Raw genomic sequence first — 22,640 nt, forward strand, 5'->3', positions numbered from 1 at the left:
CGGAAAATTCCCTGTCATTATCCTGAGAATCCTCGCATTGAGCGTTGACCCGGGGTTTGCCCCAGGCTCATTATTGACGTACACGTCTGGGGGCGCTTTGGCACTGTTCCAGGGAGCGGCGTGGTGGGCAGGTACCGGGGATCTAACTTTTTCAGCAGGCACTCACCGGAAGTCGATTCCGGGGTGTCTCCTCCCCGCTACGGTTTCTCCACCGTCCCACCCCAGGAACCGGGTGTCCGGCCATGATGAGCACGATCCTCCGGTGGGTACTCCAGTTCCGGTTTCTGGTCCTGGCTTTGGCAGTGGGAATCCTGGGTTTCGGCTTCGCGAGCCTGCCGGGCATGGCAGTGGATGCTTTCCCGGAATTCGCCCCTCCACAGGTTGAAATCCAGACTGAGGCCCTGGGGCTATCCGCCGCGGAAGTTGAACAGCTGATCACTTCCCCTATGGAGGCGGACCTGTTGAACGGCGTGGCCTGGGTGGAAGCCATTCATTCCAGATCCGTCCCGGGCCTTTCATCGATCCAGATGGTGTTCAAGCCTGGGACCGACCTTTTTCGGGCCCGCCAGCTTGTGTCTGAACGTCTGACCCAGGCACGCGCGTTGCCGAACGTATCTGCCGCGCCCGTCCTGATGCAGCCGCTCTCATCGACGAGCAGGGTCATGATGATTCGGCTGACCTCCAAAGAGTTGTCCGCCATTGACCTGTCTGTTCTGGCCCGCTGGACCATGAAGCCCGGCCTCTTGGCGGTGCCCGGCGTCGCGAACGTGGCTATTTGGGGCCTCCGCGACCAGCAACTGCAGGTCCTGGTCGATCCTGGGGAACTTGAGGCCAAGGGCGTGACGCTGGACGAGGTCATTACCACCACGGGCAATGCCGTGTGGGTGTCGCCTTTGAGTTACCTTGAGGCGTCCACACCCGGCACCGGCGGTTTTTTGGAGACCGGCCACCAGCGGCTCGGAGTTCAGCACGTCCTGCCGATCACCACGCCCGAGGATCTGGGCCAAGTCAGCTTGGAGGGGCCGGCCGGAAAACTGGTGTTGGGCGATGTCGCCCACGTCGTGACCGATCACCAGCCGCTGATCGGGGATGCACTTTCCGGCAAGGATGCCGAATTGCTCCTGGTCATCGAGAAGTTCCCGGAGACGAACACGAGGGATGTGACCCGGGGCATCGATGATGCGCTCCATTCCCTCCAGCCCGGGCTGTCCGGCGTCACGATCGATACCACCGTCTACCGACAAGCAGCGTTCATTCAGGAAGAGGTCGGCACGCTTGGTGTCGCACTGATTGCCTCGCTGCTGCTGATAGTCACCATGTTTGGCGCGTTCTTCCGATCCTGGCGAACCGCGGCCATCAGCCTGGTCACGATTCCGGTCTCACTGACGGCGGCGGCCTTGGTGCTGTATCTGACGGGCAACGGGATGAACACCATGGTCCTCGCGGGCATGCTCCTGGCCTTGGCCGTCATCGTCGGAGACGTCGCCGAAGACCTCAATGGCGCTGTCCGCGCTGGCAGGGCCGGCGCCGGATCCGGCGTCGCGGAGTCGAGCGGCACCTTGGTGACGGGGTCCCTGCGGGCAGTGCGGACGCCGATTCTCTACTCCTTCCTGATCATGGCGTTGTCGGTGCTGCCCGTGTTCTTCGTACCGGGCGAGGACGGAGCGCTCTTCGGCCCGCTGCTCCTTTCCTACCTGCTCACGCTGGCTGTCGCGATGATCGTGGCGCTGACTGTCACCGCGGCGCTGGTCTTCGTCCTGCCCGTCAGCCGGACCACCGCAAGGGAAGGACGCACCTTGGGCCGGGTACACAGCGGATACGGCCGTGCTTTGGGCAGGGTGGCGGGAAAGGCCCGGTGGGTATTCGCGGGCGCCGCGGCCATCGCCGTCGCCGGACTTGCCCTCGCGCCCCAGCTGGCCACCGGCCAGCCGACCGTGCCCGTCCTGCCGGACAGGACTCTCGTTGTGCAGTGGAATGCGATTGCTGGCACATCAGACCAGGAAATGAGCCGGATCACTGATGCGGCCGCCCAAGAGCTCCGGGCACTTCCCGGCGTCGCCAATGTGGGGGGACACGTCGGGCGAGCCATCACCTCGGACCAGGTGGGTGACATCAGCGCCGGGGAGCTGTGGGTGACAGTTTCCGCGGAGGCCTCCTACCGCGATACAGCTGCCGCAGTCCAGCACGTGGTGAATGGGTATCCGGGGTTGACCAGCAAAGTATCCACGTATCCGCAGCAGAAGATCGACCAGATCCATCAGGCCGCCGACCCCGGATTCACCGTCCGGGTTTACGGCCTGGATATGGCCACGCTCCGCCAGAAGGCTGAGGAAGTGCGGCAGATCCTGGCCCGGACCGGCGGCGTCGTCAATCCCCATGTCGACGCGCCCGCGAAACAACCAATCGTGGAGGTCCAGGTTGACCTGGCCGCGGCCCAGAAGGCGGGTGTCATCCCCGGCGACGTCAGGCGCGCGGCCGCCGCCCTGCTGCAGGGGATCGAAGTCGGCAACATCTACCAGCAACAAAAAGTCTTCTCGGTGATTGTCAAAGGAACCCCGTCCACCAGGAACAGCCTCACCAGCGTCCGCGAGCTGCTGATCGACACCCCCGGCGGCGGGCACGTACGCCTCGGCGACGTTGCCCAGGTCAACATCGTCGGGAACGAGGCGGTCATCCTGCACGATGACACCTCGCGCCGGGTCGACGTGAAGGCTGAAATTCAGGGGCGCGCTCTCAACGAGGTGCAGCAGGACATCGAGAAGGGCCTCCAACAGCTTCAGTTCCCGCTCTCCTACCATGCGGAAATCCTCACCCAGTACGCAGAGCAGCAGAATAGCGCCCGGTGGCTGTGGCTCCTGGCGGCGGTCGCTGCGGCTGGCATCCTCGTGCTCCTCCAGACCGCGCTGGGAAGCTGGCGGCTAGGTGCGACGGTCTTCCTGGGCCTGGTTGCGGCACTCTCGGGCGGGGTGCTCGCGGCAGGGATGACGGGCGGAATCAACTCCTTGATCTCGCTTCCTGCTTTCTCTGCCGTCCTGGGCATCGCCGTGCGTGGTTCCATTCTGCTGATACGGCACGTCCGAAGATTGACGTCCGAGCACAGCGCGGCCTATGGACCCGCGCTCGTGATCCGAAGCGCGCGGGACCGGTTGATGCCCGTGCTGATGTCGGCCCTGATGACGGCTCTTGGCCTGCTGCCGCTCGTGCTCATCGGTGGCGTGGTCGGAACGGAAATCATCCAACCGCTCGCCGTTATCATCTGGGGCGGGCTGCTCACCACGACTCTTTTCCTGCTATTTGTCTTGCCCGCACTGCTGCTTCGATTCGGACCGGAACGGGCGCCCAGCACCGCGCCCCGGAACGATTCGCTGCTCCGGGCACAGAGCGAGGACGCACCATGAAAAAGTTAGCTTCCCGACGGGGCCACATCACCAAGGTCCTGGCCGCCCTGGTGGTGGCCGCGTTCCTGACGCTGTCGCTGCCCGCCTGTTCCCAGCCGCAAGCCGAGGCCGTGCCTGCCGCAGACACCCCTGCCACCCTGGAAGAAGTCCCGGGGACGGACCTGCACCGCATCACCCTGACGGAACGCGCCGTCGAACGCCTTGGGCTGAAGACCGGGATGGCGGCGTCGGGTCCGCAGGGGAAGCTGACCGTCCCGTACGGGGCGATCCTGTACGACAGCCAAGGCAGGACCTGGGTCTACACAAATCCGGACGTACGCGTGTATGTCCGCCAGGCCGTAAGCGTCGAGCGAATCGCCGGCGAAGCCGCCTTGCTGAAGGACGGTCCGCCGGTCGGCACGGTTGTGGTGACGTTGGGGGCCGAGGAGCTGTTCGGCGAGGAATTCGATACGGCCCACTGAGATGCGTTGGATCATAGGCATCAGCCTCAAATTCAGGACGGTGGTTGTTGCACTGGCCTGCGCGGTGATGCTGTTGGGCTCCGTACAGTTGAGCTCAGCGTCCATCGATGTCTTTCCGGAATTCGCACCCCCGCGCGTGGAAATCCAGACGGCCTGCCTGGGCCTGACCGCGCAGGAAGTGGAAGAGCTGGTCAGCGTCCCCATCGAGGCTTCCCTGAGCGGCATGCCCGGCCTGGATGAGCTGCGCTCCAAGTCCGTGCCCCAGCTGTCCTCGATCGTGCTCGTCTTCAAGCAGGGTACCGATCTGCTGAATGCCCGTCAGGTGGTCTCTGAACGGATGGCGGCAGTGACCTCCGCCCTGCCCACCTGGGCGGCTCCGCCGGTCATGCTTCAGCCGTTGTCGTCGACGAGCCGCGTGATGAAGATCGGCATGACCTCCTCCAACCGGTCCCTCATCGAGATGTCCATGCTCTCTTACTGGACGATCCGCGCCCGGTTGCTCCGGGTGCCCGGGGTGGCCAATGTCGCCATCTGGGGTGAAAGGCTCCAGATGCTGCAGGTCCAGGTGCAGCCGGACCGGCTCAAGGCTGAAAACGTTTCGCTCAACCAGGTCATGGAAGTCACCGCCGGAGCCGTCGACGCCGGACTGCTGAAGTATTCCCCCGGCCGGTTCATCGGCACGGGGGGCTTCATTGACAGTCCGAACCAGAGAATGGGCGTCCAGCATGTCCAGGCGGTTTCCAGCCCCGAGGACCTGGCACAGGTCACCATCAGGGAAAAGGACGGCGTTGCGCTTCATCTGGGCGACGTGGCCAAAGTCGTGGAGGACCACCAGCCGCTCATCGGCGACGCGGTCATCAACAATGGTCACGGGCTCATGCTTATCGTCGAAAAGCTTCCTTGGGGAAACACCCTCGATGTGACCAAAGGAGTTGAGGACGCCCTCCGCCAGCTCCAGCCAGGGTTGAGTGGAATCACCTTTGACACCACGATTTTCCGTCCGGCGAGCTTCATCGAGGAGGCGATTTCCAACCTGAGCCTCGCACTGCTCCTTGGGTGCCTGCTGGTGGTCATGATCCTCGGCGCCTTCCTCTTCCAGTGGCGCACAGCGCTGATCAGTCTCGTGGCCATTCCGCTCTCCCTCCTGACGGCAGCGCTCGTGCTGTACTACACAGCGAGCTCCATCAACACCATGGTCCTGGCGGGGCTGGTCATCGCAGTCGGTGTCGTCGTCGACGACGCGATCATCGACGTCGAAAACATCATGCGCCGGCTCAGACAACATAGGGCCCTGGGCAGCGAAGAACCAACGGCCTCGGTGGTGCTCAGGGCCTCCTTGGAAATGCGAAGTCCCATTGTCTACGCGACCCTGATCATCGTCGTCGCGGCCGTTCCTATTTTCTTCCTCGACGGACTGACTGGTGTCTTTTTCCGGCCGCTGGCTGTCTCCTATACCCTGGCCGTCCTCGCCTCTATGCTGGTCGCGCTGACCGTGACACCGGCGCTGGCACTGATTCTGCTCGGCAAGGCGAAACTGGAGCAGCGTGACCCTCCCCTGGTCCGGGTGCTCAAACGCGGATATCACGCCGCCTTGTCCCGGACCATGAACCGGCCCCGCTACGGCTACGCGGGTTTCGGTGCCGTCGCCTTGGCGGGCCTGGTGATCGCTCCCCTGCTGGGCCAGTCCTTGTTCCCCACCTTCAAGGAACGGGATTTCCTCATGCACTGGGTCTCAGAGCCCGGCACTTCGGCAGCTGAGGAATACCGCATCTCACAGAGGGGCTGCGAGGAGCTCCTCAAGGTGCCCGGAGTCCTGAACTGCGGTACCCACATAGGCCAAGCATTCACCGCAGACGAGATTGTCGGCGTCAACGCCGGGGAAAACTGGATCAGCATCGACCGCCACGCTGACTACGATAAAACGGTGGCAGCTGTCCAGGAGGTTGTCGACGGCTATCCGGGCCTGCACCGCGACGTCCAGACCTACCTGAAAGAGAGAATCGAAGAGGTCCTGACCGGCTCCAGCGAACCAATCCTGGTCCGGGTCTACGGGGATGACCTCAACGTGCTTCGGGATCAGGCCCAGAAGATCAAATCCATCCTTGACCACATCCAGGGCACCAATGAACCCCACATTTCCCTGGAAGTCGAGGTGCCGCAGATCACGGTCAAGGTGGATCTTGCCGCGGCGCAAAAGTACGGACTGAAACCCGGCGACGTCAGGCGGGCAGCCGCGACACTCGTGGCCGGGGAAGAGGTAGGCGACGTCTTCCGGGACGGACGCGCGTATGACGTCCAAGTCTGGAGCACACCGGAGACCCGTGCCAGCGTCACCAGCATCGAGGAACTGCCGCTCGATACCCCCAGCGGACAGCGTGTCCGGCTGGCCGACGTCGCCGCTGTCAGTGTGCAATCGACACCCAACCTCATTGACCGCACCAACGGATCCCGCCGCGTGGAGGTCGGTTCCTTTATCGATCAGGGGGCGGACCTCGGGACCGTTGTCCGCACGCTACAGGAACGCCTCGAAGAGATGAAGCTGCCGCCGGGTTACAGCGTCCAACTCCTCGGCGAGTACACGGAACGCCAGGCAGCCACCGAACGCCTGGCGATCTTCGCCGTGGCGGCCCTGGCCCTGATCCTCCTGTTCCTGCAAGCGTCGTTCCGGAGCTGGCGGCTGGCCCTCCTCGCGCTGCTGACGCTCCCCATCGCCCTGGTCGGCGGGGTCTTCGCTGCCTACGTGACCGGCGGGGTCCTCTCGCTTGGCTCACTCGTCGGGTTCCTCACGGTGATGGGTATCGCAGCCCGCAACGGGATCCTGCTCATCAGCCACTGCCAGCACCTGGAAAGGAACGAGGACGAAGCCTTCGGCCGCGCCCTCGTGATGCGCGGAGCTGCGGAACGGCTTTCCCCGATCCTCATGACCACCTTGGCTACCGGACTTGCCCTGGTGCCCTTGGTGGTCATGGGAAATATCCCGGGCCACGAAATCGAACACCCCATGGCCGTGGTCATCCTTGGCGGACTCGTCACGTCCACCCTGCTCAATTTGTTCATTGTCCCCTCGCTCTACCTCCGCTTCGCAAAAGCAGCGACTACCCCGAGCGGAGCTTCACGGAGGGGACTCACCTTCCTTTTCCGGGGATTCAGGCGGATGGTTCCTTCCCGAGCGCAGGAACCTGGTTAGCCGAGTGTGTCTGCCCCGCGCACGCCCCCAGCGGCGCCAACGTTAAATTGTCGGTGCCTCCTGCGATGCTGTGGGTATGGATCGAAGGACGGCCTGGAGTGCTGGGAGCAGGGCGGCCGTGGAGGCCGTCGCCGGCTCCGTTGCCGTGCTTGCCGCCGTCACCCGGGACGCGGATTCACCCGAAAGCGCCGATCCGCTAAGGAGCCTGGCCGAAGGTTGCCTGCACGGCCTCGCCGAAATCGCCCGGCTGGAAGCCCGGACCGCCGCCCTGAAAGCGAGGCTCGCCGCGGACTACGTCCAGGCCGCCAGGGCCCTCGCGCCGCCGGCGCCCTCACCGCAGGAATCCACCGCCCACGAGCTCGCCCTGCTCGCCGAACTCGCCTGCGTCCTGACCGTCAGCGAACGCACCGCCGCCGCCTTCCTCTCCGCATCCCGGTCCCTGACCACGGGCCTGCCCCTGACCCTGGCCGCGCTGCAGTCCGGGACGATCTCCTGGCAGCACGCCCGGATCATCATCGACGAAACCGACGGCCTGGGACCGGCCGCAGCGGCCGGCCTGGAAGCCCACTTCCTGGACCCCGACGCACCCAACCCCGCCCGCGGCTGCCCGGCCGGGGACCTCGTCCCGTCCCGGTTCCGGACCAAAGCCCGCACCTGGCGCGAACGCCACCACCCCGTCAGCATCGAAAACCGCCACACCCAAAGCGCCCAGGACCGGCGCGTCGAATACCTCCCGGACCGCGACGGCATGGCCTGGCTCTCCGCCCACCTCCCCGCCGACACCGCAGCCGGGATCTGGGAACGGACCACCGCCGCCGCCCGCGCCCTCCAAGGCCCCCACGAAACCCGGACCCTCCCCCAGCTCCGCGCCGACATCACCGCCACCTGGCTCCTCACCAACCACAGCAGCGGTGCCGGGGCCGGCGGGGCGGGGCGGGTTCCGTCGCCGAGGGCGCAGGTCCTGGTCACCGTCCCGGTCCTGTCCCTCATCGGCGCCACCGAGGAACCAGCCATGCTCGACGGATACGGGCCGATCCCGCCCTCCATCGCACGCCGCCTGATCGCCGACGGCGCAGAGTCCTTCCACCGCGTCCTGACCGACCCCCGCGACGGGGCCCCGCTGGAAATCGGACGCACCAGCTACCGCCTCACCAAAGCCCAGCGCCAATGGCTGCGGCTCCGCGACGGCAAATGCCCCTTCCCCGGCTGCAACAACCACTCCCTGGACAACGACGCAGACCACCTCCTGGCCTGGGCCCACGGAGGCACCACCGGCATCACCAACCTCGCCCAACCCTGCCCCAAACACCACCGCCTCAAACACCGCACCGCATGGACCCCCACCCCGGCCAGCAAAGACCACCCGCCCGGATGGACCTCACCATCCAAACGGCACTACCCCAGCGAACACCAGGACTGGGAACCACCCCACTGGCCACCCCACCTCCCGATCACCAAGACGGACACCGACACTCCACCGGACCAAGACCTGCCCACGGATCCCTTCCCCGACTGGCACTCCTTCACTGCCGCACACCCCTGGCCCGACCCCGACGACATGGACGTCAACGCCATGGACGACCCGGCCGAGTCAGGCGATCCGGGCTGGACCGTGCCCCTGGACGACTCCTTCCCCGAATACGCCGCATTCGAAGGCACCTGATCGACCAGAACTACACGCCGGCAACAGAAGCGGCCGCGCCTGAACACCCTCGTAAACGGCGCAGCGCAGTCACGCCTCCTAGTAGGCTCGACCCCACAAGTGTGATCAACAGGAGGCCATGGAGACCGAGACGACAGTGGACGAACTGGTGGCCGAGCTTGCCGCGCTCGAGGACCCGAGAGCCCGCGAAGTGAACGAGAAACACGGTGACGATCACGGAGTGAACCTTGGCAAACTGCGCGCGCTCGCGAAGCGGTTGAAGACGCAGCAGGAAGTCGCACACCAGCTCTGGGCGACGGAAGACACGGCGGCTAGACTGCTCGCGATCCTGATCTGCCGCCCGAAGGCGTTCGAGCACGATGAGCTGGACGCCATGTTGCGCCAGGCCCGCACGCCGAAGGTTCACGACTGGCTCGTGAACTACGTGGTGAAGAAGAACCCGCACTGCGAGGAGCTGCGCCTTGCCTGGTTCCCCGATCCGGATCCAGTGGTCGCGAGTGCCGGATGGGCACTGACCACTGAACGCGCGGTCAAGAATCCCGAGGGCCTCGACCTCGCGGGACTGCTCGACGTCATCGAGGCGGAGATGAAAGACGCCCCGGATCGTCTTCAATGGGCCATGAATCACTGCCTGGCCCAGATCGGAATCGAACATGCCGAGCACCGCGCCCGCGCTATCGACATCGGTGAGCGCTTGGGTGTGCTCAAGGATTACCCGACTCCCCCGAACTGCACCTCTCCGTTCGCGCCCATTTGGATCACTGAGATGGTGCGCCGACAGCACGCTATGTAGGAATTTTTAACTATCCTCAGCCCATCGTTGCAGCTCGGCCCAACGCGGTTGATGCCGCCTGAATGCTGGCGCCTACGATGCCAGCATCGTTCCTGAGCTTCGCCGGGACGACCGGAGTCCTCAGCGTGAGGAGAGGCAGGTAGTCATCGGTTCTTTGGGAGATGCCTCCGCCAACAATGATGAGTTCGGGCGAGAACATGAACTCAAGCTCAGAAAGGTAGCGGTTCAGGTGAACACTGTATTCCGGCCAACCCAATCCGTCGCGTTCACGGGCGACGGCGGATGCTCTGGTTTCAGCGTCGTAGCCATCGATGGAAATGTGACCGAGCTCTACATTGGGCAAGACGTTTCCGTCGAAAATCAGGGCTGATCCGATCCCTGTGCCCAGGGTAATGACCAAAACGGTGCCGCGAGTTCCCCGGCCGGCGCCGTAGCGGGCTTCCGCGAGTCCTGCAGCGTCGGCGTCGTTCAGGACGGCAACGGGCCGCCGAATGCGGTCGGAGAAATGGGTGCCGATGTCGAAATCGATGAAGGTCCTGTCCATATTTGCCGCAGATCGGGACGTGCCGTGCTGGACGATGCCCGGAAAGGTGACGCCAACAGTTGAATCAAGTCCCGCTTCGCTTCCTGCGGTGAGTTCCTCCACGAGCTGCCGAACAACATCTCCGACGGACTCTGGATCCGCTGGTTGGGGCGTGGCCAAACGAACGCAGCTTCCCAGAATCTCGCCCCTTTCGAGGTTGACGATCCCGCCCTTGACGCCGGTGCCACCGATGTCAACGCCAATGAAATGGCCCGCTCTTGTCATGTTTACAGGCATATTGGTCCGATTCTTTGATCTGTTAGAGGGCGGCAGCTTGTTATCGCTACTACCGCTAGCGGTGCTCAAGGCCTGCTGTGGCAGCTATCGACTTTGCGAGGGTCACGTTCAATGACAGGTTCGAGGATTTCATCGATCTCCTTCAGGAGTGCCTCCTCCAGCGTCAGCCCTGCGGCCTTCGCGTTTTCCTTGATCTGCTCTGGTTTGGAGGCTCCGACGACGGCTGTGGATACGTTCGGGTTTTGAAGCACCCATGCCAAAGCGAGGGTTCCCAGCGGAATTCCTGCGCTTGCTGCCAGGGGCTGAAGGCGTTGGACCGTTGTGAGAACGTCATCGCCCAGCCACCTAGCCATCGTGTCTTTGCCTCCGTTTTGGTCGGTGGCGCGGGAACCGGCAGGTGCGCCCTTCCCTGGTGAATATTTGCCGGTCAGCACTCCTTGGGCAAGCGGGGACCAAACGATCTGGCTTATCCCGAGCTCTTCGCAGGCCGGGATGATTTCTGGTTCAACAACCCTCCACAGCATGTTGTACTGGGGTTGGTTGGAGACCAGCTCGATGTTGAGTTCCTTGGCCAAGGCGGCTGCTGACCGGATCTCATCCACCGTCCATTCGGAGACGCCGATGTAGTGGGCCTTCCCCGCGCGCACGATGTCAGCAAAAGCCTGCATCGTTTCTTCAAGGGGTGTTTCATAATCGAACCGGTGGGCCTGGTACAGGTCTACGTAGTCGGTTTTGAGCCTGCGGAGACTTCCATGGACAGCCTCCATGATGTGCTTTCGAGAGAGTCCACGATCGTTCTTTCCGGGCCCGGTGGGGAAATACACCTTGGTAAAGATCTCCACGCTTTCACGCCGGACCCCGGAAAGCGCCAAACCGAGGGCGGCTTCTGCACGCGTCTCGGCGTAGGCATCGGCGGTGTCGAAGGTGCTGATACCTGCGTCGAGCGCAGCATGCACGCACTGCGCTGCGGCGTCGTCCTCGATTTGCGATCCGTGCGTTAGCCAGTTGCCGTAGGCGATCTCGCTGACATACATGCCGCTCCGGCCAAGTTTTCTGTATTCCAAGGATTTCCTTCGTGGTTGTTGGTCCCGTTCAGTTCTTGATTACGCGGTTGGAAAGAAGACGTCCTTCATCTCGTTCCAGGCTTCCGCCCTGACGAAGACAGGAACGCGGTTCAGCGGCGCGGATACCTCGACCGTTCGCTGGCCTGCGTATTTTTCCCCCGTCCAGGCGTCGACCCAGTTGCCGTCTGGAAGGTACGCCGTCCAGGTGCGGACCGCCTCATCGGTGACGGGAACAACAAGTAGGTCCTCACCGAGCATCCATTGCAAGGGGTGCTTCCATACCTCTTCGTCTTTGATGTGGTCAAAGTACAGCGGGCGCATGAGGGGGGCTCCGGTATCGATAGCCTTCCGCGCTTGCTCAGCCAGGTAAGGAACGAGGCGTTCGCGCAGTTCGACGAGTTCACGGAAGACCGGGATGACAGTCTGATCTCCGGTTCTTTCCTGAATGTTCCAGGGAGTGCGATCCCTCGATGGCTTCCGGTGGTGGTTGAACTCGGAGTGATACTGCATGATGGGCACGAATACTGCTGCGGCGGCTGACCGCAGGTATAGTTCCGCGCTCGGGACGTCGCCGGAGAAGCCGGCGAAGTCCCAGCCCCAGTACAAGACTCCGCATGCTGATGCGGATAGTCCGGCAAACAAGGACCAACGGAATGCATCCCATGTGGAATTCTCGTCCCCGGCCCAGAATGCCCCGTGTCCCTGGGAACCGGTGAATCCGGCGCGGCTGAAGGTGACCGGGGCCTTGCCTGCGGATTCAAGCAATTCGCCATAAGCCCTTGAATAGGCCACCGGGAAGAGATTGTTTCCTTCGTCTCCACGCATTCCGTTCAGGTACTGGAGTTCTTCGCCCCAGGCGTGTTCCCCGCCGTCGGTCTTGAATCCGTCGATGCCGATTTCTTCGACGAGATAGCGTCGCTTCTCCGTCCACCAGCGGGCGGCTTCCGGATCGGTCAGGTCCGGCATCAGGCTGAGCGGGAACCACCACCCTCGGTTACGGTATGGACGCAGGCTGCCGTCCGGGGCCTCCTCACGGATGAGCCGACCGTCACGAATCGCCGCCTCCGCGTCGAATCGGGCCTGTCCTTGTGGGTGTGGTCGCATTTTGATCAGCGGAATCTGCCACAGAACCACCCGGATGTCCCGGGCATGAAGGTCATCGACCATGGCCTTCGGATCCGGCCAGGCACTATGCTCCGGGAAGGTGAAGTCGCTGAGACGGTGCGGTGAACCATCGGGATTCGGTTCGTATTCAGCGTCGCGGAATGCCGTGAACGTAGACTCGTCGCTCCACGCCTCGACGACGACGGACCCGACCGGAATCCCGGTGTCCCGGTGCCGATCCATCTGTCGCATGACTTCTGCCTGGGTATTCCACTCGTTTCCGCTCGCCCAGAGCTTGAACACCCAGTCCGGAAGCTCCTTGGCGCTGCCGGCGACAGACAGGAAGGACTTCAGGACCGCCGTCGGAGTTCCTTCGAAGAACCTCACGTTCAGAAGAGTGTCCCCGTTCAGGGGTTCGGGGCCGACTTCGGCTTCAATGACGAGGCGGTTTTCGTCGGAGGCGCCGATGTCGTACCAGGTCCGCCTGGAAGTTTCGACGTGAAATCCCCAGCCGCCTCCGCCTACTACATGGGCGAAAGGCATGGGTAAGTAAGTTCTCCGCTTCGCTCCTTGGCTCTTGTATTGCTCGAAAACGACCGCGTCCAGCTTGGACCCCCGGTGGTCGAGGGCATCAAAACGTTCTCCAAAGCCGGTGACACGCTCGTTCAAGGCCAACGGGAGTGCGAAACGAACACGCAAAGGCCGGACACCGTCATGCAACACCTCGACGGAGTCGGCGATCACGCGGTCACCCCCAATGACGTTAACTGCCTGGCTGGCGGCCGCCCAGGTGGCGGCACTATAGCTAAACCAGTGCGTCTTTTGAGTTCCCCCACTTCGGGTCTGCGCCGTGAATCGGTACTTGTATGTTGTCTGGGGCTCCGCCGGCGCGAGGGTTACCTGCCAGCCGCTGGCCGAACGTGCGAGTTTGGCTTGGGCGGATGCCAGGTGGCCGCCGTCGATCACCTGTCCGCGGGATGCTGCCGGTACTCGTTCGAGGGTTTGGATCAATTTCGTGACAGCGCCGTCGCGACCGGTGACTTCGAGTTCGCAGATAACGTCGGTCAGTTCCGGGGAGGTTCGCACGCCCAAGGTGACGGGCTCCCCCGCTGCAGGATGGGACGGGCTGCGCTGATCGGTGTCGTCCACATACGGGTGGCCGGAACCGAATGGCTTGTGGCGGATCATTTAGCGCTCTCTTTCGCTGTTGGAGCCGGAGTCAGATCGGCGGTGTCGTACGGGAGGCCGAGGGCGATGGCGAGACGGATGAACATGGCGTGGCTCCACAGCAGCGGACTTGCCGAGGAACCCCAGCGCTCGTTCCAAGGTTGAAGATGATCGGGGTCAAGAAGGTGATGGTCGACCTGTTCGGGAAGTTCGTCGTTTGCGCCGGCGGTCGACGCGGCCCATTCCAGGAGCTCATGGGCTCGGGTCCTGTTTCCGGAAGCGGCATGGGCCAGGCCTAGGAAGCAACTAAGCAACGGCCATTGGCCACCGCCGTAGTAGGTGTCAGCAAGATACCGGTGAACTCCGTTGTCGACGGTGAGCTGCTCCTCGATGACCGCGATGGTCCCTGCGCTCAAGGGACCATGCGGGGACAGGAAGTTCATCGGAGCAATCAGCGAGACGAGACTAGCGTCTACCGTGTCTGTTCCCAGCCATTTCGTGAGATGGGCGTCCTGGACACCTTCGTCTTGGACGCGACGGCGGATCTGGTGCGCGGTCGAGGCGGCCCGTTCTGAGAGTGACTCCTCGATCAGCCCGCTTTGGGCGATGCTGGCCAATCCGGAGGCGATGCAACCCAAAGTGCTCACGTGCACGTGCTGGGCCGACTCTTCCCACCAGTCATAGCAGGGCCGTTGCCAGGAGACAGAAAGATAGTCGACTGTGAGGTCAATGGCCTCAGCCCAGCGTGCGAGTGGCCGGTCATGGCGGGCGCTATGCTCAGCCAAGGCCCAAAGCCATGTACCGTATCCGTCGAGCTGGAAATCCCACCAGTCATCGCTTCCTTCGGCCCCGTCGAGAGTGAAACGCGTGGGAAGCATTTGGTCGCCGGCAACCGGCCTGCCGGCAAGGCTTTCAGCCACGATACGGCGGATCCTTCCCGTACGGGAAGTCAAGGCGTTCGAGCACCAGTCGAAGAACCGTTCGGCGGATTCGATGTGCCCGGCGGCGGACATGGCGTCAGCGATATATGAGCCGTCGCGGAACCAGCAGTACCCGGCGTAGGCGGAAAACGACGGGCTTGCGGGGTAGGCGCCACCAGGGGTCTGCTGTTCCAGGATGAGCCGGATGCCGGCCTGGACTATCGAACGGACCGCGGGATCTCCGTTGCGCATTACCGTTGAACCTTGCTTTGATTTGTCGATCATTGGCTTCTCTTTCAGATGGTGAGCGGGTCGCCGTGCCGCCAGCAGCTCACGGTGTTACCGCGGCCCGCTCACCGGCCTTGTTCGGGCGATGCCCGGTTATTTCAGCAGAGCGTTGATTCGGTCCGCGGCGCCCTTCAGGGCATCGGCCGCGCTGGAGCGCTTCGCTTCGACTTCGCCAAGAGCATTGGTGATGATGTCGACCATTTTCTGCTGGTTGTCGCCGATGACCGGCGGGAGGGCGACGTTGTCAAGGGCGTCGAAAATGGCCTTGCGGTTTGCCGGCTTGTCTTTTGCGAGATACGGCTTCAGGACTGAGTCATCGGAGGTGGCGGGAAGTTCCCATCCTGCGCTGATGCGGGTCTGTGCCATGACGTCTGAGCTGGTCATGTATTCGGCCCATTTCTGGGCTGCGGCCTTGTTCTTCGAGTTGGCAGAAACACCAATGGCATTGGAGAACTCCGCACTTGCCTTCTGCGTGTCTCCGGGTTCGACGGCGATATCCCAGCTTTTGGGTGAATCGGCGAAGCTGCTGGCCACCCAGATGCCGCTGTGGAGCATGCCAAGTTTGCCGTCCTTGAACAGTTTCGTGTCGACGTCCGGGGTCCCGGCGCCTTGGGCGGGTGTGGGCATGGTGGTTCCGCTCTTCCCTGCCAGCCATTCGGCCGCTTTGATGCCTTGGGGCGAGTTGAAGGCGACCGATTTGCCGTCGTCATTGAGGAATTTGCCGCCGGTTTGGGCCAGTGCCTTGTAGAACTCGTAGAAGCTCACGTTCTGGAAGTCTCCATAGACACCCGCGGCGCTGTCAGTGATCTTCTTCGCGGCGGCCGTTTCATCAGCCCAGGTCCAGCTGGAAGTCGGGTAGGCGACCTTGGCGGAGTCGAAGAGTCCCTTGTTGTAGTAGAGGACCACGTCGGAGAAGGAACTGGGCAGTGCGTACTGCTTGCCGTCTGACTGGTAGGACTGCAGCAAGGACTGCTTGTATTTGGAACCGTCAACTCCCTCCAGAGGTGCGACGGCCCCATTGGCCACGTAGGAACGAAGGTTCGCGTACTCAATGTCGAAAGTATCGGCTTGGGTCCCGGCGGCCAGGTCTGTCTGGAGCGCCGTGGCGTAGTCCTTGTAGGGCAACGTAGTGACTTGGACTGTGATGTTCGGGTTGGCCTTCTCGAAGGCCTGAACGATGGTGTCCAGGTTCTTTTCATTGCCTCCGTTCGAGGTGAAGTTTGAGTATTTGATGGTTACTTTTTCGGTGCTTGCAACATTTGAGCTTGCCGCCGTTCCACAGCCTGACATGGCCAGGATTGCGGTGAGAGCTAGACCCAGCGATGCCAGGGGCTTCTTGTTCATGTGTATCTCCATTGATAGGTGAGGAAACTGGCCGATCCGGTCTATTTGAGTCCGGTGCCCGCAACCCCTTGGATGATGTACTTCTGGGTGAAGATATAGAGGGCGAGCATTGGCAGGACGCTGACCACTGATCCGGCCATCACGATGTCCCACTGGGTGGTGTACTGGCCTTGCAGTCCTGCCAACGCCACGGGAAGGGTTTTCATTGCGGGAGTGCGCAGGATAATCAGCGGCCAAAGGAAGCTGTTCCAGCTGTTAAGGAACGCGAACACCGTCAATGTGGCCAGCGCCGGACGAACCAAGGGCAGAACAATGAGGCCGAAGATCCGGAAGTGGCCAGCCCCATCCAATGTCGCGGCCTGGTCCAGGTCCTGCGGCACGGAATTCATTGCCTGCCGTAGCAGGAACACCCCGAAGGCGCTGGCGATCCCCGGCAACAGCACGCCTAGATAGGTATCGATAAGGCCCAGACTTTTCATCTCCACAAACAACGGGACGACCAGCACCTGCATCGGGATCATCATGGTGGCCAGATACACCGCGAATACTGCATTGCGCACCTTGAACGGCATCCTGGAAAAGACATAGGCAGCCAGTGAGCTGGTGACAAGCTGGAACACCGTCGTGAGGATGGCAAGGATCAGGCTGTTGAGCACGATCTGCGCAAACGGGAGCCGTTGGAGCAACTGAGCGTAGGCGGACAGTGAAGGATTCTCCGGGATAAGTTGAGGCGTCGCGGAGAGGCCTGCGCCGGGGCTGATGGACGTTACGAACGCCCAAAGAAAAGGGAAGACCATCATGAGTGCGCCAACGAGGACGAGGATGTTCAGGGTGATCGAGGGACGCTGCTTACGCATAGTGGACCCATTTCTTTTGACCGCGCACCTGAATCAGAGTGATGACCAGGATGAAAAGGAACAGCAGCCATGACAGGGCCGATGCTTCGCCGGCCCTGCCGTAGCGGAACGTGAGGTCGTAAATCTGCTCGACCACCACCTGCGAAGAGTTGTTGGGACCGCCTCCGGTCATGGCATAGACCTGGTCAAAGACCTGGAATCCGTTGATCAGCGACAACACAATGACAAAGAAGGTCGAGGGGGAAAGCATGGGAAGCGTAATACTGAACAGCCGCCTCCACCGGCCGGCGCCGTCGACGGTCGCGGCCTCATACAAGTCCTCCGGAATGGCCTGGAGGCCAGCCAGCAGAATCACCATGACAAAGCCAAGGTCCTTCCACGCCGAAGCCACAATGATCGAAGGCATGGACCATGCCGGATCTGTCCACCACCCCGGCCCTGTCACCCCGATGAGTCCAAGCAGCCAGTTGACGATTCCCGTGCTGGGATTCAGTAGCCAACGCCAGACCAGTGCAACGACTATCCAGCTGGTCACCACGGGGAGGAAGTAAAGGCCGCGCATCATGCTGCGTCCCTTGATCCTGGAATTGAGCGCAAGCGCTATGGCCAGCCCCCCGATGTACACAAGCGGCAGGTATCCGACGATGTAGTAGATGGTGTGCAGGAAGGCGCCCTGCGTGCCCGGGTCGCCGATGAGCTTGCCGTAGTTCCCGAGGCCTACCCATTTCATCGGGCCGACTAGATTCCATTGGTTCAGGCTGATCCAAAACGCGGAAAACATGGGAATGATGGTGAAGAACAAGAGTGGCAACGCGCTGGGGATGAGGAACGCTGCGACAGTCAGCCCGTATTTGAGACGCGGGCCGGTGGCTTTGCGCCGAATCCCGGGTCCCCGGTAGCGCTTCGTAGTTGCCGTGGGTCCGGGATTGCCGGACCTCGAGTCTTGTAGTGCGGTCACAATCCTCCGACCTCCGCCGGTACGTGGGTGAGCCGGGCACGAACCTGTCTCCCCTGCTCACCTGAGCTTTCTTCGCTGTAGAAGGGCGCAGACGCGACGAGCGCGGCTGCTCCGCGCGCCCAGGCCTCGTCGTCCCAGGACTCGACGATCACGGGGATGCTCCGGCGGTCCGCCGTCAGGGCACCCCGGAAAGATCGCTCGAATTCTGCTGCCCAGTGGCGCCATGCGCGGGTTCCTTCCCCGCTGACAATGACAATCTCCGGATCCAGGATCTGCACGAGACCAGCGACGATTCGACCCAGAGGCTGACCGGCTTCCCGGAAGATATCTTGGGCGAGGGGGTCGCCGTCGTTTGCGCGCTCTTGCAGATCCGCCATGGTGGCGGACGACGAAATGATTCCGGATTGCCGTGCCTGCGCGACGAGTGTCTTTTCCCCGATCAGAGCCTCAATGCATCCGTGGTTGCCGCAGGTGCAAAGAGGTCCATCCGCCACTGCCGGTATGTGACCGATTTCGCCGGCACCGCCCCTGCTGCCGCGCACGACGGCGCCGCCGGTGACAAATCCCGCACCGACGCCTTCGCCGATCGTCACCACCAGAAACTCGGCATGCTCGCGGCCTGACCCATAGAGCCGTTCGGCCACAGCGAGGGCGTTGACATTGTTTTCCACCAGGACCGGAACATGGAGTTCCCGGCTCAGAACCGCTCCAAGCGGTACCTGCCGCCACCCGAGGAGGCTTGAATCAACAACACCACTACCCTGTGCGTCCACCGATCCGGGAACACCGACACCTATTCCCAGAAGAGGGGTGACACGGTCTTCGCCCACGAATGAATGGACGAGTGAGACGACGTCGGAAAGCGAGGTGATCGAGGAAGCGTCGTATGCCCTGTTGTCTGACCGGACTACATGCCCGCTAAGTTCCGTTTCAACGAAGGCGACGTGGTCTTTCGAGATCTTCATGCCCACCACGCGCCCGGCGGCGGTGGCCAGGCCCAGCATCCGGGCAGGACGCCCGCCGTTTGAGGGAGACATTGACAGCTCCCTCACGAGGCCATCCGCGATGAGCTCTTTGATGAGCTGGGTCATCAAAGCCGGGGAGACGCCAAGTGCCCTTGCCAAGTCAGCCCGGGAAGCGCCTCCGGAGGTGCCAAGAAATGCTAGGATCGCAGACCGCGTAACGTCAGCGTTGCCGCTCGGCCGAACCATTGTATTCTCCTTTATTTATGACTAAATGAAGATTAGAACTATGATGTAGCTCACGTCAAGGGGTCTCTCAAACTCAAAGACTGCATCCTGAACCGGGCAGAAGATTCCCTCGTGCGGAGCAGCGCGCGCTCTTCTGTGATCCGAGCCGCTTTCTAGGGCGACTATCTCGTAACCGGCGGATCCGGGCGCCAGGTGCGTCTGCCTATTTGGCCAACCATCCGACGCGTCGCCGACTAGCCTCCGTTCCCACAAAAATTGCGAAATGTAGGTCCATTGGAAGTTCTTCCAACAGGGAATCAGCGGACTTCCGCAGGGCACTCATAGCCGAGTTCCTCGAGTGAAAGAAGCACCACCTCCGGCTGGAAAGAGTAGATGGTCCAGTCGAGGTAGTTGTCGCCTTGGATGGCTATTCCGTCGGCGTGCTCCCCCGGACGGTATCCATGCCGCCGACCATATCTCGGTGAACGCCTGTCCCGAGGACGAGTGTCTTCCCGAAGATCAGGTCCGGCCGAGAAGCTGCTGGTAGAGCGCGCGGGTCCTCGGGCCGGGCGAGACACCTAGCTGGTCGCGCAGAAGGTCCAGTGCGACGTGCCGGCGGGCGGCCCGGAGCGCACCGGCGAGTTCGGCGCCACCGATGCCAAGCTCGGCGGCGGCGTAGCATTCCAGTGCCCGCAGCCGGACCTCAGCGAGCTGATTGCCGGTCTGGTCGATCCAATCGGCATCCTCACCAGGCAGGAATCCGCGTTCGGCGACGAACAAGGCGACCAGAACCGGACCCCAGGCGCGGGCCCAGTCCTGCTGAGCCACGGCAGACTCGGCTCGGTGTATTGCCTCCACGGCAGCTTCGAGGTCAATCCACGCGTCGGGAACGCGCAGAGTGTGGACATGCTCATCGAACCCATCTGGCTGGAAAATCACCTCTACGATCCTGCGGTCCGCGTCGTCGAAGTGGATGTTTCCGCGACCGCCTACAACCAATGGCACATCGACGGCGCCGTGCTGTGGAACATCTATACCGACCTCAAAGACGGCCGGTATCGCCCGGTCGGCAGAGAAACCTTCGAACGGCTGTTGGCCCGATCCGGCATAGGCCCGGCCACGACGGTCGTGTGCTACGGCTACGCCCCGGCGCTCGGCTACTGGCTGCTCAAGCTGTACGGACACGCCGATGTCCGCATCCTCAACTGCTCCTGCGACGCCTGGCGCTTCGAAGGACATCCCTACGGCACGTCGCCGATCCGCGTGGAAGAGTCTCCATACCAGCTCACCGAACGGAACCAGAGGCTGTTCGCCGACATGCCGGCGGTGCGGCAGGCCATCGGGCGCCCTGGAACAACGATTCTGGATGTCCGTTCCGAGCCCGAGTACGCCGGTGAGCGGTTCTGGCCCTCCGGTGGAATGGAACCGGGAGGGCGCGCCGGACACATCCCGACGGCGGTCCACCGGCCCCTCGGCGATCTCTACGACCAGAAAGGCGCCTTCCTCCCGGTCGACGAGCTACGCCAGGCGATGCACGTGACCGAACTTGAGGAAAACGACGAGCTGATCACCTACTGCACCGTCGGGGGCCGCGCGGCCACCGCGTGGTACGTTCTCACCGAAATTCTCGGACGGGAGGGAGCCCGGGTCTACGACGGATCCTGGGCCGAATGGGGTCTTAGCCTCGACACCCCGGTCGAGACACAACATGCTTCAGGACCGCCGGTCGAGGTCGATTAGGGCCGCCTAAGCCGTGTCAACCTCGGTGATTCGAGAAACAACGCCCGCCGCTAGCCGTGACGTGGCTCGGCATACTCCTAGACTGACACCATGGACACGACAATCCCCGAGTACGGCCGCCTGCGCAGCGCCATCACCGAATGCCTGAGCGCCCACGACCTACTCGGAGTCATGGACCGCGGAGCGCCGGAGACCCAGTACGACCCAGAGATGGAAGACTTTGCGGCGCTGATAACCGCCGGCACGCCTATCACCCCGGCGGTCGTAGCCACAGTCTGGCACAAATGGTTCGGCGACAGTTTCGGGAATATCGATGGCGAACCGGAGCCACCCACCCCGGGAATGGTGGCCTTGGCCACTGATTTGCAGACCGTCCAGAGCGGCTTCCTGCAGTACTAGCCGGTTATCCGATCAGAGATCGCGCCGGCCCCGGACGAAACACTCGGCCTACTCACCATCTGTTAACGCGGTCGCCGCCAATTCCCGGTCACATTCGCATCGTAATGGCCCGACCGCGGGCTAGCTTCCGATCTCAGCCACAACGCACGAAGCGGCCCTGCACGATTTGCCGTGCAGGGCCGCTTAGTTGCAGCCAGTTGGAAGACTTCCACCAACTGGCTGGTGCGCTTCTTTTAATGGAAGTGACAGCTCACAACAAAAACTAGAACTCCCAGTCCTCATCCTCGGTATTAACAGCCTTGCCAATGACGTAAGACGACCCGGATCCAGAGAAGAAGTCGTGGTTCTCGTCAGCGTTAGGAGACAGCGCCGACAGGATGGCCGGGTTCACGTCGGTGACAGAGGCCGGGAACATGGCCTCGTAGCCCAGGTTCATGAGGGCCTTGTTGGCGTTGTAGTGCAGGAACTTCTTGACGTCTTCGGCCAGGCCCACGCCGTCGTAGAGGTCGTGCGTGTACTGGACTTCGTTTTCGTACAGCTCGAAGAGCAGCTCGAAGGTGTAGTCCTTGATTTCCTGGCGCTTCTCCTCGGAGACCTTCTCCAGGCCCTTCTGGAACTTGTAGCCGATGTAGTAGCCGTGGACGGCTTCGTCGCGGATGATCAAGCGGATGAGGTCTGCCGTGTTCGTGAGCTTGGCACGGGAAGACCAGTACATCGGAAGGTAGAAGCCGGAGTAGAACAGGAACGATTCCAGCAGCGTGGAAGCGACCTTGCGCTTGAGGGGATCGTCGCCCTGGTAGTAGTCCATGACGATTTGCGCCTTCTTCTGCAGGTTCTCGTTCTCGAGGGACCAGCGGAAGGCGTCGTCGATCTCCTTGGTGGAGCACAGGGTCGAGAAAATCGACGAATACGACTTCGCGTGCACAGACTCCATGAAGGCGATGTTCGTGTAGACGGCCTCTTCGTGCGGGGTGATCGCGTCCGGGATCAGGGAAACAGCGCCAACCGTGCCCTGGATGGTGTCCAGCAGGGTCAGGCCCGTGAATACGCGCATGGTGAGTTGCTGCTCGTCCGGCGTCAGGGTGTGCCAGGACTGGACGTCGTTGGACAGCGGCACCTTCTCCGGCAGCCAGAAGTTGTTGACCAGGCGGTTCCAGACCTCCACGTCCTTGTCATCCTGGATGCGGTTCCAGTTGATCGCTTCGACGTGGCTAAGCAGCTTGACCTTTTCGGTCATTTCGTCCCCTTAACGTATGTGTTCTTTAAGGTAAGCGTACGACGCCGGGC

At 62.4% G+C, this 22,640-nt stretch carries 17 protein-coding genes and 1 pseudogene; 7 read left to right on the top strand and 11 right to left on the bottom strand.

Going from position 1 to position 22,640, the window contains the following annotated elements; all coding sequences use genetic code 11:
• Positions 1-242 precede the first annotated feature (242 nt).
• The 5 genes from ACSKT0_RS13950 (at position 243) to ACSKT0_RS13970 (ending at position 9,502) form a co-directional block, all read left to right on the top strand.
• Positions 243-3,398 (top strand): efflux RND transporter permease subunit, encoded by a 3,156-nt coding sequence (locus ACSKT0_RS13950; protein WP_437770333.1) that lies wholly within the window; start codon positions 243-245, stop codon positions 3,396-3,398.
• Positions 3,395-3,859 carry a hypothetical protein gene (locus tag ACSKT0_RS13955; protein ID WP_437770334.1) on the top strand — a complete coding sequence of 155 codons (465 nt, stop codon included), beginning with the start codon at positions 3,395-3,397 and terminating at the stop codon, positions 3,857-3,859. The genes ACSKT0_RS13950 and ACSKT0_RS13955 overlap by 4 nt, the downstream gene beginning before the upstream one ends.
• Position 3,860: 1 nt before the next feature.
• Positions 3,861-7,046 (top strand): efflux RND transporter permease subunit, encoded by a 3,186-nt coding sequence (locus ACSKT0_RS13960; RefSeq protein ID WP_437770335.1) that lies wholly within the window; start codon positions 3,861-3,863, stop codon positions 7,044-7,046.
• A 76-nt stretch (positions 7,047-7,122) separates the two neighbouring features.
• Positions 7,123-8,709, top strand: coding sequence for a DUF222 domain-containing protein (locus ACSKT0_RS13965; protein WP_437770336.1), 1,587 nt, complete (start codon positions 7,123-7,125; stop codon positions 8,707-8,709).
• A 118-nt stretch (positions 8,710-8,827) separates the two neighbouring features.
• Entirely contained in the window at positions 8,828-9,502 is a 675-nt protein-coding gene (locus tag ACSKT0_RS13970) for a DNA alkylation repair protein (RefSeq protein ID WP_437770337.1), read from the top strand.
• A gap of 16 nt (positions 9,503-9,518) precedes the next feature.
• Here the strand turns inward: ACSKT0_RS13970 and ppgK are convergent, their stop codons facing one another.
• The 10 genes and pseudogenes from ppgK to ACSKT0_RS14020 form a co-directional block, all read right to left on the bottom strand.
• Positions 9,519-10,310: a polyphosphate--glucose phosphotransferase gene (ppgK, locus tag ACSKT0_RS13975; RefSeq protein WP_437770338.1), complete on the bottom strand. Its 792-nt coding sequence runs from the start codon at positions 10,308-10,310 to the stop codon at positions 9,519-9,521.
• A gap of 77 nt (positions 10,311-10,387) precedes the next feature.
• A complete protein-coding gene (locus ACSKT0_RS13980) occupies positions 10,388-11,386 on the bottom strand; it encodes an aldo/keto reductase family protein (protein WP_437770339.1) in 999 nt (332 codons plus the stop codon).
• A gap of 39 nt (positions 11,387-11,425) precedes the next feature.
• Positions 11,426-13,678, bottom strand: coding sequence for a glycoside hydrolase family 31 protein (locus ACSKT0_RS13985; RefSeq protein WP_437770340.1), 2,253 nt, complete (start codon positions 13,676-13,678; stop codon positions 11,426-11,428).
• Positions 13,675-14,862 carry a glycoside hydrolase family 15 protein gene (locus ACSKT0_RS13990; RefSeq protein ID WP_437770341.1) on the bottom strand — a complete coding sequence of 396 codons (1,188 nt, stop codon included), beginning with the start codon at positions 14,860-14,862 and terminating at the stop codon, positions 13,675-13,677. Before ACSKT0_RS13990 ends, ACSKT0_RS13985 begins: the two co-directional genes overlap by 4 nt.
• Positions 14,863-14,958: 96 nt before the next feature.
• Positions 14,959-16,209 carry an ABC transporter substrate-binding protein gene (locus ACSKT0_RS13995; protein WP_437770342.1) on the bottom strand — a complete coding sequence of 417 codons (1,251 nt, stop codon included), beginning with the start codon at positions 16,207-16,209 and terminating at the stop codon, positions 14,959-14,961.
• Positions 16,210-16,250: 41 nt separating this feature from the next.
• Positions 16,251-17,066 (bottom strand): carbohydrate ABC transporter permease, encoded by an 816-nt coding sequence (locus ACSKT0_RS14000; RefSeq protein ID WP_437770343.1) that lies wholly within the window; start codon positions 17,064-17,066, stop codon positions 16,251-16,253.
• Entirely contained in the window at positions 17,059-18,024 is a 966-nt protein-coding gene (locus tag ACSKT0_RS14005) for a carbohydrate ABC transporter permease (RefSeq protein WP_437770344.1), read from the bottom strand. Before ACSKT0_RS14005 ends, ACSKT0_RS14000 begins: the two co-directional genes overlap by 8 nt.
• Complete coding sequence (locus tag ACSKT0_RS14010) at positions 18,021-19,061, bottom strand: ROK family protein (RefSeq protein ID WP_437774032.1); 1,041 nt, start codon at positions 19,059-19,061, stop codon at positions 18,021-18,023. The genes ACSKT0_RS14005 and ACSKT0_RS14010 overlap by 4 nt, the downstream gene beginning before the upstream one ends.
• 69 nt (positions 19,062-19,130) lie before the next feature.
• Positions 19,131-19,235: pseudogene (locus ACSKT0_RS14015) on the bottom strand (hypothetical protein); the annotation flags it as partial.
• Positions 19,236-19,733: 498 nt separating this feature from the next.
• On the bottom strand, positions 19,734-20,153 hold the full coding sequence (locus ACSKT0_RS14020; RefSeq protein ID WP_437770345.1) for a hypothetical protein: 420 nt from the start codon (positions 20,151-20,153) through the stop codon (positions 19,734-19,736).
• Here ACSKT0_RS14020 and ACSKT0_RS14025 point away from each other — a divergent pair.
• The gene (locus tag ACSKT0_RS14025; protein WP_437770346.1) at positions 20,121-20,954 is read left to right on the top strand and encodes a sulfurtransferase; all 834 of its coding nucleotides are present in this window, start codon (positions 20,121-20,123) and stop codon (positions 20,952-20,954) included. The genes ACSKT0_RS14020 and ACSKT0_RS14025 overlap by 33 nt on opposite strands.
• 90 nt (positions 20,955-21,044) lie before the next feature.
• A complete protein-coding gene (locus ACSKT0_RS14030; protein ID WP_437770347.1) occupies positions 21,045-21,353 on the top strand; it encodes a hypothetical protein in 309 nt (102 codons plus the stop codon).
• A gap of 262 nt (positions 21,354-21,615) precedes the next feature.
• Here ACSKT0_RS14030 and nrdF read toward each other — a convergent pair whose 3' ends face one another.
• Positions 21,616-22,590 (bottom strand): class 1b ribonucleoside-diphosphate reductase subunit beta, encoded by a 975-nt coding sequence (gene nrdF / locus ACSKT0_RS14035; RefSeq protein WP_059389329.1) that lies wholly within the window; start codon positions 22,588-22,590, stop codon positions 21,616-21,618.
• Positions 22,591-22,640: the final 50 nt, after the last annotated feature.

Origin of the sequence: Arthrobacter sp. KNU40 (assembly GCF_051515115.1) — a bacterium.
GTDB lineage: Bacteria > Actinomycetota > Actinomycetes > Actinomycetales > Micrococcaceae > Arthrobacter.